Source organism: Domibacillus indicus, assembly GCF_000970685.1.
Classification (GTDB): domain Bacteria; phylum Bacillota; class Bacilli; order Bacillales; family Domibacillaceae; genus Domibacillus; species Domibacillus indicus.
In genome coordinates, this window is sequence record NZ_LAJB01000024.1 from 43,982 (window position 1) to 55,162 (window position 11,181).

The 11,181-nt window shown below is 44.3% G+C and carries 14 protein-coding genes; 13 read left to right on the forward strand and 1 reads right to left on the reverse strand.

Annotated elements, in window-relative coordinates; translation table 11 throughout:
* Nucleotides 1–13: 13 nt before the first annotated feature.
* From rpsM to VP98_RS16990, 13 genes are all read left to right on the forward strand, one after another.
* Entirely contained in the window at nt 14–379 is a 366-nt protein-coding gene (rpsM, locus tag VP98_RS16930) for a 30S ribosomal protein S13 (RefSeq protein ID WP_046176569.1), read from the forward strand.
* A 25-nt stretch (nt 380–404) separates the two neighbouring features.
* The gene (gene rpsK, locus VP98_RS16935; protein WP_045851874.1) at nt 405–794 is read left to right on the forward strand and encodes a 30S ribosomal protein S11; all 390 of its coding nucleotides are present in this window, start codon (nt 405–407) and stop codon (nt 792–794) included.
* 151 nt (nt 795–945) lie between these two features.
* Nucleotides 946–1,890: a DNA-directed RNA polymerase subunit alpha gene (locus tag VP98_RS16940; RefSeq protein WP_045851875.1), complete on the forward strand. Its 945-nt coding sequence runs from the start codon at nt 946–948 to the stop codon at nt 1,888–1,890.
* Nucleotides 1,891–1,924: 34 nt separating this feature from the next.
* The gene (gene rplQ / locus VP98_RS16945) at nt 1,925–2,317 is read left to right on the forward strand and encodes a 50S ribosomal protein L17 (protein ID WP_046176570.1); all 393 of its coding nucleotides are present in this window, start codon (nt 1,925–1,927) and stop codon (nt 2,315–2,317) included.
* 335 nt (nt 2,318–2,652) lie between these two features.
* Nucleotides 2,653–3,492: an energy-coupling factor ABC transporter ATP-binding protein gene (locus VP98_RS16950; protein WP_046176581.1), complete on the forward strand. Its 840-nt coding sequence runs from the start codon at nt 2,653–2,655 to the stop codon at nt 3,490–3,492.
* Complete coding sequence (locus VP98_RS16955) at nt 3,468–4,328, forward strand: energy-coupling factor ABC transporter ATP-binding protein (protein WP_046176571.1); 861 nt, start codon at nt 3,468–3,470, stop codon at nt 4,326–4,328. Before VP98_RS16950 ends, VP98_RS16955 begins: the two co-directional genes overlap by 25 nt.
* Nucleotides 4,328–5,125 carry an energy-coupling factor transporter transmembrane component T family protein gene (locus VP98_RS16960; RefSeq protein WP_046176572.1) on the forward strand — a complete coding sequence of 266 codons (798 nt, stop codon included), beginning with the start codon at nt 4,328–4,330 and terminating at the stop codon, nt 5,123–5,125. The genes VP98_RS16955 and VP98_RS16960 overlap by 1 nt, the downstream gene beginning before the upstream one ends.
* Before the next feature lie 22 nt (nt 5,126–5,147).
* Nucleotides 5,148–5,885, forward strand: coding sequence for a tRNA pseudouridine(38-40) synthase TruA (gene truA / locus VP98_RS16965; RefSeq protein WP_046176582.1), 738 nt, complete (start codon nt 5,148–5,150; stop codon nt 5,883–5,885).
* A gap of 217 nt (nt 5,886–6,102) precedes the next feature.
* A complete protein-coding gene (rplM, locus tag VP98_RS16970) occupies nt 6,103–6,540 on the forward strand; it encodes a 50S ribosomal protein L13 (protein ID WP_046176573.1) in 438 nt (145 codons plus the stop codon).
* A 28-nt stretch (nt 6,541–6,568) separates the two neighbouring features.
* Nucleotides 6,569–6,961: a 30S ribosomal protein S9 gene (gene rpsI, locus VP98_RS16975; protein ID WP_045851882.1), complete on the forward strand. Its 393-nt coding sequence runs from the start codon at nt 6,569–6,571 to the stop codon at nt 6,959–6,961.
* A gap of 578 nt (nt 6,962–7,539) precedes the next feature.
* Nucleotides 7,540–8,220, forward strand: a complete 681-nt coding sequence (cwlD, locus tag VP98_RS16980; RefSeq protein ID WP_046176574.1) for an N-acetylmuramoyl-L-alanine amidase CwlD — start codon at nt 7,540–7,542, stop codon at nt 8,218–8,220.
* Between the two features lie 76 nt (nt 8,221–8,296).
* Nucleotides 8,297–9,352 (forward strand): Mrp/NBP35 family ATP-binding protein, encoded by a 1,056-nt coding sequence (locus VP98_RS16985; protein ID WP_046176575.1) that lies wholly within the window; start codon nt 8,297–8,299, stop codon nt 9,350–9,352.
* A 212-nt stretch (nt 9,353–9,564) separates the two neighbouring features.
* A complete protein-coding gene (locus VP98_RS16990) occupies nt 9,565–10,167 on the forward strand; it encodes a KinB-signaling pathway activation protein (protein WP_046176576.1) in 603 nt (200 codons plus the stop codon).
* Nucleotides 10,168–10,187: 20 nt separating this feature from the next.
* Here VP98_RS16990 and VP98_RS16995 read toward each other — a convergent pair whose 3' ends face one another.
* On the reverse strand, nt 10,188–10,871 hold the full coding sequence (locus VP98_RS16995; RefSeq protein ID WP_231584207.1) for a polysaccharide deacetylase family protein: 684 nt from the start codon (nt 10,869–10,871) through the stop codon (nt 10,188–10,190).
* Nucleotides 10,872–11,181 lie beyond the last annotated feature (310 nt).

Genomic DNA, 11,181 nt, shown 5'->3' on the forward strand with positions numbered 1-11,181 from the left:
AGGTGCACATTTTATGGCACGTGTAGCAGGTGTTGATATTCCACGCGATAAGCGTGTAGTTATCTCATTAACTTATATTTTCGGTATTGGCAGACCAACTGCTGAACAAATTCTTGAAGAAGCAGGTGTTTCTCAAGACACTCGTGTACGCGATTTAACGGAAGATGAACTAAACAAAATCCGTGATATCGTTGACCGCTTAAAAGTAGAGGGTGACCTTCGTCGTGAAGTATCTCTTAATATCAAACGCTTGATGGAAATCGGTTCATTCCGTGGTATCCGTCATCGCCGTGGTCTTCCAGTACGTGGACAGAACACAAAAAACAACGCGCGTACTCGTAAAGGCCCGCGTAAAACTGTAGCAAACAAGAAAAAATAATTGGTAAAGGAGGCAGAATTAGAACATGGCTCGTAAACAACAAACTCGCAAGCGTCGTGTGAAAAAAAATATCGAATCTGGTATTGCTCACATTCGCTCAACGTTCAATAACACAATCGTCACTATTACAGACGTTCACGGTAACGCTCTATCTTGGTCAAGTGCAGGTGCTCTTGGTTTCAGAGGATCACGTAAATCTACTCCGTTTGCTGCTCAAATGGCTGCTGAAACAGCTGCAAAAGCATCAATCGAGCACGGTATGAAAACTCTTGAAGTAACAGTAAAAGGTCCTGGTTCAGGCCGTGAAGCAGCAATTCGTGCGCTTCAAGCAGCTGGTTTGGAAGTTACTGCAATCAAAGACGTAACTCCAGTACCTCACAATGGCTGCCGTCCTCCAAAACGTCGTCGTGTTTAATCTTCCTGCATAAAGGAGAACTATTCCGGTTATAATGGAAAATTGACTGTTTTGTTCAGGAATTGACCACTTGTTTTGTAAAATCGGGAATGGTAAACATGGGGAATTTCGGGTAACCGGAATTTCGACGTATTCGAGGAGGGAATATGGAATGATCGAAATTGAAAAGCCAAAAATTGAAACGGTTGAGATCAGCGATGATGCTACGTTTGGAAAGTTCGTCGTGGAACCACTTGAACGCGGATATGGTACAACACTAGGAAACTCCTTGCGTCGTATTTTATTATCTTCACTTCCGGGTGCCGCAGTAACAGCCATTCAAATTGATGGTGTACTGCACGAATTCTCAACAATCGAAGGCGTCGTAGAAGATGTTACGTCGATCATTTTGAACATTAAGAAGCTTGCGTTGAAAATTTACTCTGATGAGGAAAAAACGCTTGAAATCGATGTTCAAGGTCCTGGAACTGTAACGGCTGCCGACATTACTCATGACAGCGATGTGGAAATTTTAAATCCGGATCTGCATATTGCGACATTGGGTGAAAATGCCAATTTCCGTATGCGTTTGACGGCACAACGCGGCAGAGGGTACAACCGGGCTGATCACAACAAAAAAGAAGATCATCCAATCGGCGTCATTGCGATCGACTCCATCTATACACCTGTATCACGTGTAAACTTCCAGGTGGAAAATACGCGTGTCGGGCAGCTTTCAAACTTTGATAAATTGTCACTGGACGTTTGGACAGATGGCAGCATCGGACCAAAAGAAGCGATTTCTCTAGGTGCGAAGATTTTAACTGAACATCTTAACATTTTCGTAGGGTTAACAGATGAAGCACAGCATGCGGAAATCATGGTGGAAAAAGAAGAGGATCAGAAAGAAAAAGTGCTTGAGATGACGATCGAAGAACTTGACTTGTCTGTCCGTTCTTATAACTGCTTGAAGCGCGCTGGTATTAATACTGTTCAAGAACTTGCGAACAAGAGCGAAGACGATATGATGAAAGTCCGCAACCTTGGCCGTAAATCACTTGAAGAAGTAAAAGCGAAACTGGATGAGCTTGGCCTCGGCTTACGAAAAGAAGACTGATAACTAAACGACATCAATAAAGGAGGGTATCTTCATGGCTTACAGAAAGCTAGGACGTACAAGCGCTCAGCGCAAAGCGATGCTTCGCGATTTGACAACAGATCTTATCATCAGCGAACGCATTGAAACGACTGAAGCACGTGCAAAAGAATTGCGCTCAGTTGTGGAAAAAATGATTACACTCGGTAAACGTGGTGATTTGCATGCCCGCCGTCAGGCTGCTGCATTCCTTCGTCACGAAGTCGCTTCTACAAATGAAGTAGAGAAAAACGGCAAAACAAAAGAACAGCCAGTTTACGCACTTCAAAAATTGTTTGATGATGTGGCACCACGCTATAATGAGCGTCAAGGCGGCTACACTCGTATTATGAAAGTTGGTCCACGCCGCGGCGATGGCGCACCAATGGTGATTATTGAGCTAGTATAAGCTCCTTAAGACCGCGAAATGGGCAGAACAAAACGAACGTTGCTTTGTTTTGCCCTTTTTTTATAACTTAGAAAAGTGTGAAATTTGGTAATACTCGGCTTTGACGGCTGCTCGTCTTATTCAACAAGGCGTTACATCCCAAGGCTTAATTATCAAATGCCCGCCCTTTTCGTTACAACAAGCTTAGAGCGTTACGATGGGCGTACCCCGGCGCTTTATGTGCGTCCCGTCTAGCTCATGCACCCCTGCCACGCTGCAAGAAAGCAGCAAGAAGAGAGTGATTCTTCGGTTTGGGGTGCGGGCTTTTTTTATTTGCCGAAAAAGAGGAGGGTCCGCTGGTGGAAACAGTGATTGCAATTGAAAAAGTATCCTTTCAATACCCGAATCAAACTTCCTTCGCCCTTCAGAACATTTCATTACATGTAGAAAAAGGCGAGTGGCTGGCCATTGTCGGCCATAACGGTTCAGGAAAGTCAACGCTTGCAAAAATGTTAAACGGGCTGCACTATCCTCAAACAGGAAATGTGACGATTGGCGGTTTAATCCTTTCAGAAGAGAATGTTTGGCTGATAAGAGAGAAACTCGGGATGGTTTTTCAAAACCCTGATAATCAATTTGTCGGTACAACTGTACAGGATGATGTGGCTTTTGGGTTGGAAAACGCCGGTGTTGAACAGGCAGAGATGAAAGAACGCGTGCTGTCGGCACTTGAAAAAGTCGGCATGGCTGCTTTTCTGAATCAAGAGCCACACCATCTTTCTGGCGGCCAAAAGCAGCGGGTAGCCATCGCCAGCGTCATTGCCCTTCGGCCGGATATCATTTTGCTGGATGAAGCTACTTCTATGCTCGATCCATCAGGGCGTGAAGAAGTGATGGAAACCATTCGGGAATTAAAAGAAAAAGAAGGACTCACGGTTATTTCTATCACGCATGATCTTGAGGAAGCGGCAAAAGCGGACAGAGTAATCGTATTAAACGAAGGCAATCTTTATACAGAAGGGACACCCAGGGAGATTTTTCAAATGGACAAGGACTTGCTCAAACTTGGTCTCGGGGTGCCGTTTTCGGTCCAGCTGAGCCAGCTGCTGGCAGATGAAGGACTGCTGCTGACGCAGCGTCATTTTAACGAAGAAGAGCTGGTGAGAGAGATATGGACATTAAACTTCGCGAAGTAGAATACCGTTATGCAGCCGGAACACCTTTTGAAAGGCTGGCTATTACAGAAGTGTCTTTTGATATTCCATCCGGCGGGTACACAGCGATTATCGGACACACAGGCTCTGGAAAATCGACGGTCCTTCAACATTTAAATGTTCTGTTAAAGCCGTTAAAAGGGGAAATTCAGATTGGCAGCCGAACGATTGCGGCGGGCCGGAAGGAAAAGAACTTAAAGGAAATCCGGCGCCGTGTCGGGATTGTTTTTCAATTTCCAGAGCATCAGCTTTTTGAAGAAACCGTAGAAAAAGATATCTGTTTTGGCCCGGTAAACTTTGGTGTATCAGAGGGAGAAGCGAAGGAGCGTGCGCGCGAGGCACTTGCTTTAGTTGGACTGCCGGAACATGTGCTGGAACGCTCGCCTTTTGATCTCTCAGGCGGCCAGATGCGCCGTGTTGCGGTCGCTGGAGTGCTGGCGATGCAGCCCGAGGTTCTTGTATTAGATGAGCCGACTGCAGGGCTCGATCCACGCGGCCGGCATGATATGATGGAGATGTTTGCTTCATTGCAGAAAGAAAAAGGCATGACATGCGTTCTTGTTACACACAGTATGGAAGATGCAGCACGCTATGCAGATCGAATTGTTATGATGCATAAAGGCCGTGTTTATAAAACAGGGACTCCTTGTGAAATTTTCAGCGATGGTCCAGACTTAACGGCAATTGGGCTTGATGTACCGGAAACTGTTCGCTTTCAGCGCTTATTTGAAGAAAAGCTAGGCCGCCCGCTTGGCCATCTTTGTTTAACCCCTGAAGAGCTTGCCAGAGAAATCAGCCGGCTGCGCGGTGAAAGCTGATGATGGAAAAAATGATTCTGGGACGCTACTTGCCGGCTGATTCAGTTGTCCATCGAATGGATCCACGGGCAAAGCTGCTATTTATCTTCGGCTTTGTGCTAATTGTTTTTTTAGCAAACAACTTTTTCACATATGCACTGCTTGGCGTTTTTACACTCATTGTGATCTTGTTGGCGCGCGTGAAGATCCAATTTTTGATTGCAGGTTTAAAGCCGGTCATTATTATTATTTTATTTACCTTTTTTCTTCATGTCTTTTTTACAAAAGAAGGAGACATTCTCGCACAAATCGGCTTTTTAAGCATTTATAAAGGCGGCGTTATAAAAGGGATTTTTATCGCTCTGCGTTTTTTTCTGCTAATCCTTGTTACATCTCTTTTAACGCTGACCACGCCGCCGATTTCGGTAACCGATGGCATAGAGTCTTTATTCGGTCCATTGAAAAAAGTCAAAGTGCCTGTTCATGAGCTTGCGTTGATGATGTCCATATCCCTTCGCTTTATCCCGACTCTTCTGGATGAAACGGATAAAATTATGAAAGCACAAATGGCCCGTGGAGCTGATTTTACAAGCGGTTCGCTTTCAAATCGTGTAAAAGCCGTTATTCCTCTTTTGGTTCCGCTGTTCGTGAGTGCCTTCAAGCGTGCGGAGGAGCTGGCAGTGGCAATGGAAGCGCGCGGCTATAAAGGCGGTGAAGGGCGGACGAAATACCGCCTGCTGGCATGGCATATGCGTGATACGCTGGCTCTTTTGTTTTTAATCGGGCTGGCAGCCGCTTTGTTCGCACTGAGAAGCTGATGGAGGTTAAATGGAGGTTAATATGAAGCGAATTAAATGTGAGCTTATGTACGACGGATCGCGCTTCTCCGGGTACCAGTCTCAGCCGAAAGGCCGGACCGTACAGCAGGAGCTCGAGAAGGCGTTATGGAAGATTCATAAAAAAGTTCCGATTAAAACGCATGCTTCCGGCCGGACAGATGCCGGGGTGCACGCGATGGGGCAGGTTATTCATTTTGATACACCTATCTTAATGCCGGCGGAACGTTGGGCCCGCGCACTGAACGGAGAGCTGCCAGGCGATATATCGGTGAAACGAACAGAAGAGGTGCCGGATACGTTTCATGCCCGCTACTCGGTAACCGGCAAGGAGTACCGGTACCGTCTTTACCGGACGCCTTACCGTGACCCCTTCCGTATCGTACACGCGTATCATTATCCGTATCCGCTGGATGTAAAGCGCATGAAAGAAGCCTCAGCTTATTTACTTGGTGAGCACGACTTTACATCTTTTTGTTCAACGAAAAGCGATAAGGAAAATAAAGTGCGCACCGTCACAGACATTTCATTTTTTGAGCAGGGAACCGATCTGGAAATCCGGTTTGCCGGCAGCGGCTTTTTATATAACATGGTTCGGATCATGGTGGGAACGCTTGTGAAAGTCGGAAACGGGCGCCTGGAGCCGGATGAGATGGTTCGAATCCTGGCGGCGCGTGACCGCGGCTGCGCCGCCCAGACCGCTCCTGGGGAAGGATTGTACCTCTGGCAGGTTCATTATTAAATCAATATTTTATTGTTTAAAAGTGCGCCGAAAACGCTTGTTTCAAATTCTTTTTCATAACAACTTCACCAAGTGTTGCATTTTATCTTGACAATGCACCTTAAGCGGTATATTATAGCATATGGTATGTTATTTGACCCCACGATAAGCCCCGGAAACTTATTCGTGATATAAATACATGGAACCGTAAAACATAAACAAATCAGGAGGGTAAATAATGCGTACGACTTATATGGCTAAAGCAGGCGAAATCGATCGTAAATGGTTCGTAATCGATGCTGAAGGCAAAACATTGGGCCGTCTTTCAAGCGAAGTAGCATCTATTTTGCGCGGCAAACATAAACCAACTTTCACACCGAATGTTGACACTGGCGATAACGTCATTATCATTAATGCATCTAAAATCGAATTAACAGGCAACAAACTTCAAGGGAAAATCTACTACCGTCACAGCATGTATCCAGGTGGTTTGAAATCAACGACTGCTGGCCAAATGCGCGACAAAAATCCTGAAAGAATGCTTGAGCTTGCAATCAAAGGCATGCTTCCAAAAGGTTCTTTAGGACGTCAAATGTTCAAAAAGCTTCACGTTTACGCTGGAGCGGAACACAAACACGAAGCACAAAAACCAGAAGTTTACGAACTTCGCGGATAATTTAATTAATTAAAAGGAGGAAATGACATTGTCACAAGTTCAATACTTAGGCACAGGACGCCGTAAAAGCTCAGTAGCCCGCGTACGCCTTGTACCAGGCGAAGGTAAAATCATCATCAACGGCCGTACTGCCGAAGATTATATTCCATTTGAAGCTCTTCGTACTGTGATCAACCAGCCGCTTGTTGCGACTGAAACAGTAAACAGCTACGATGTACACGTAAACGTAAACGGAGGCGGCTATACTGGCCAGGCTGGAGCAATCCGCCACGGTATCGCCCGCGCTCTTCTGCAAGCTGATCCAGAATTCCGTCCAACACTAAAACGTGCTGGCTACCTAACTCGTGATGCACGTGCGAAAGAACGTAAAAAATACGGTCTTAAAGGCGCTCGTCGCGCACCTCAGTTCTCAAAACGTTAATATATCTACGTTTCAAAGGCTCTTTTCACTTCTGTGGAAAGGGTCTTTTTTTTATGCTGAAAAACTGTGTTCGACCGCATTAATACTGGATAATCATGTTGGAATTTTTATGGAAAGTATTAAAAAGAATACAAATAAAGTAAGGGGAATCAGCATCCCAAAATTATTTTTTGGAGAGGCAGGGCTGGCTTATTACCAAAAGCTCATCAAAGGGTTTTAGTTTTTTGGCCGTAATCCCGCTGCTTATTATAAGGTGCTTTTTAGTGTTTCAAAGGCTATTATGAAACAGAGGAAGGGATCTTCTTTTGAAAAAATGGTTTAAAAAATTTATATACATAATCGGTGGAATTATTATCGCTTTTTTATTAGTCGTTTTTTCTTTTAAGATAAGCATATATCTTAATGATAAAGAACAGAAAGAAGCCATAAGACAAACACAACATACGTCTATTCCTTTGTAAAAAAGCATGAAAAGAAGCCTCGACGCTGACAGTCTCAACCCTTTCCCTTTCGGAGGAAGGATTTTTTCATGCGGAAAGCATTTCCCTCATATAGTGGAATGGACGGGGGGAGAGCTGATGAAAAAACTTTTTTTTGTTTTTCTGATCGCAGTAGCTGCTGCTGTTGTATATAACGATGTAAAGCCAGTTTTTAATACATGGCGCCCGCCGCTCAATGGCATAACAGTTATGATTGATCCGGGGCATGGCGGCCTGGATGGAGGCGCAGGAAGTGAACCGGCTCTTGAAAAAGATATTGCGCTTTCTGTATCAGAAAAGCTCCGGGAATTTTTAAACGGACAAGGCGCAGTTGTCCTAATGACGCGAGAAGAGGATACCGACCTGGCCCGTGAAGAAACGAAAAGCATCCGGACCCGCAAAACGGAAGATTTGAAGAAAAGAAAGAAGCTGATTAATGAATCAAAGGCGGATTTGTTTATCAGCATTCATTTAAACGCGATTCCAGCTGAACAGTGGCGGGGTGCCCAGACCTTTTACTCTCCGCATATAACAGAAAATAAGGAAATAGCGTCAGCCATTCAAAAAGAACTTAAAGGGAATCTCGGCAATACAGACCGCCAGCCTGCTGAAATTGGACACGTCTATATTTTAAAAGAAGCGGATGTTCCAGGGGCGCTTGTAGAAATCGGATTTTTATCCAATCCAGCCGAGCGGCGCCTGTTGGAAAGCCCTGATTATCAGGAAAAAACGGCGGCTTCTATTTCCCGCGGGATTTTGCGCTATTTAACACAGCAGTAACCGTTTCCCATCCTTTTTAAAAGATTATGCTATACTAATGGGCGAGAACAATATATAGCTAAAGGATGGTGCTCGCATGATTACAGAAGCGCAAGTACGTGAAATCGTGAATGCCCTTGAAGACCCATTTTTACATAAAAAACTTGCGGAAACAGGCGGCGTTGAAGAAGTATCAATAAAAGAAGAAAAAAACCATGTCAGCGTAAAGGTAGCTATTGCGCAAACGGGTACGCCAGAACAGCTCCAGCTTCAAATGCGCATTGTTAATACGCTGAAAGAAGCGGGTGTGGAAACAGTAGGTATCCGCTTTAAAGAATTGCCTGAGGAAACCATTGCGAAATTTCGCGGCGCAGATGCTCAAGGGAAAGATGAAGACCTTTTGTCGCCAAACAGCGAAACAACCTTTTTGGCGATTGCCAGCGGAAAAGGCGGCGTCGGTAAATCAACCGTATCTGTCAATCTTGCTGTAGCGCTTGCGCGTCTCGGCAAGAAGGTCGGTCTTGTGGATGCAGATATTTACGGATTCAGCGTGCCGGATATGATGGGAATTACAACACGGCCGGTTGTGCGCGGTGAAAAGATTTTTCCTGTCGACCGTTTCGGCGTTAAAGTCATTTCAATGGGCTTTTTTGTTGATGACAATGCACCGGTTATTTGGCGGGGGCCGATGCTTGGCAAAATGCTGAATAACTTCTTCAAGGAAGTAGAATGGGGAGATCTCGACTATTTGCTTCTTGATCTGCCTCCAGGCACAGGAGATGTGGCGCTTGATGTGCATACAATCCTGCCTCATTGTAAAGAAGTTATTGTATCAACACCGCACCCGACTGCGGCCTTTGTTGCAGCCCGTGCCGGAGCGATGGCCCTGCAGACAGATCACGAAATTGTTGGTGTAATTGAAAACATGGCGTACTTTGAAAGCAAAACAACAGGCGAAAAAGAATATATTTTTGGACGCGGCGGCGGTGACAAGCTGGCTGATGAACTGCGTACAGATTTACTTGGCCGACTGCCGCTTGAGCAGCCGGAATGGAATGAAGAAGACTTTGCTCCTTCCGTTTATGCTGAAGACCATCGGCTGGGCGTCATTTATCAAGATATCGCTGAAAAGCTGGACAAGAAGCTTTCTTGAAATGAAAAACTTCCGGGCAAGCCGCCCGGAAGCTTTTTTTGTGCTGTCTTGCTATCGCTGCTGACGGCCGCACAAGCGCGGCAGGTTTTTGAAAGTGAAGCTGGAGACATTGGCGCGCATATAAGTTTTCATGAACGGACAAAAAATGTTCATGGCACATGAAAGCGCATATTGGTACAATCGAAATAGAAGAACATACAGGAGGATTGTACGTGGGTATACGAAATTGGATCCGCTTTTTCACACATACACTGCTGATCGGCGGAGCAGTAACCGGTATATTAGGTTTTATTATCCGCTGGAATGAATTTTCCCCGTTATTTACAGGAGGGGAGTGGAAAGAAATACTGTCTGTTTTAACCTGGCTCATTGGGGTCGGATTTACATTTAGTGTTATCAGCCAGATGGGCTTTTTCGCGTATTTAACAATTCACCAGTTTGGTCTTGGCTTATTCCGCTCTTATTGGAATTTTATCCAAATTGCTTTAATCGTTGTTGTATTATTTGACCTTGTTTATTTTCGCTTTGAGGCATTCAGCAAAGGGGAAACGCTTGGCTCTTACCTGGTATTAGCTGCAATTTTACTTATCTTTGGGTTAATCACAGCATACATAAAAGCAAAAGGAAAAAGCAAAAATGTATTTATTGCGGCTCTTTTCTTTATGGTTGTTGTCACCACTCTGGAATGGCTCCCTGTTTTGCAGGCGAATGAAAAAAGCTGGCTGTATTTAATGCTGTTCACAATCCTGCCATGCAATGCGTTTCAGCTGCTTATGCTTCCCAAATACAATCAAAAGACCTCGAAAGCAGCGTGAATTTCTGCTTTCGAGGTTTTTTATGGAACATATTCAATTTCTGTTTCCCCGCCCGTCATTTCGGACAAACTGACTACCTTCTCCTTCTTCAATAAAAGAGACAGCCATTTTTCAGTAATACGTAAATCTTCTTTAGGGTTCAGCAGCACAATATCGCCTTTTTCAACGTGCCGCACAAATTCAGAAGGGGGGCTCTTTGCTAGATCAACACTCCACTGAACGGTTAAGTAACCATGCGAAGCGCTGATTTTTGGCACCTCTTCAGTGTCTTCCTCTGCTCGCACATAAAGTATTTTATCCTTACGATGAGATGCCAGGATATTTTGAACAGAAACAATTTCCTTCTCAATCGCTTTCTCATCTGATATATCTGTTAACAGAACACCAATGTCAAAAGCACGGTCTGCAAGAAGCTTTGCTGTTTTAGGATGTTTTTTCAGCCAGGCAGACGTTACAAAAAAAGAAGCATTTACCTTGTGCTTAATGAAGAAGTTTATCAGCCTGGCGGTATTCTTCTCAGAGCCTTTCATATTTACAGTTAATGCTACATGCTTGTCCCCTTTGTAAACAGCTGCAGGCTCATCAACAAAGGAAACTGCCGGCTGTTCTGAAGGTGGAGGGATCGTCATCAGGAAAAAGGTGGCGGAGAAAAGAAAAAGCATGGCCCATTTTAATTGTTTTATTCGAATAAATAACCAAGGCATCACAGCTTCAGCCCCCGTTTTAAAGTGGTATGAAAGATTATATGAAAAAAAAACAAAAAAAGAAGAAAAAGTATTGACCTTTTATTCTAATGCATGTTAAATTAAGTCTTGCCGTTACGAGTCAATTCGAGTGATAAAATGTCTTTTAAAAAAGTATTGACACTTAAAGAGAACGAATGGTATTATATAAAAGTTACTGAAGAGCAATAAATTGAACATTGAACATTGAACATTGAAAACTGAACAAAATCAATAAAAACGTCAACGTTTTAATTTTTACTTCTATTTGAAATACACCCCGTATTTCAAA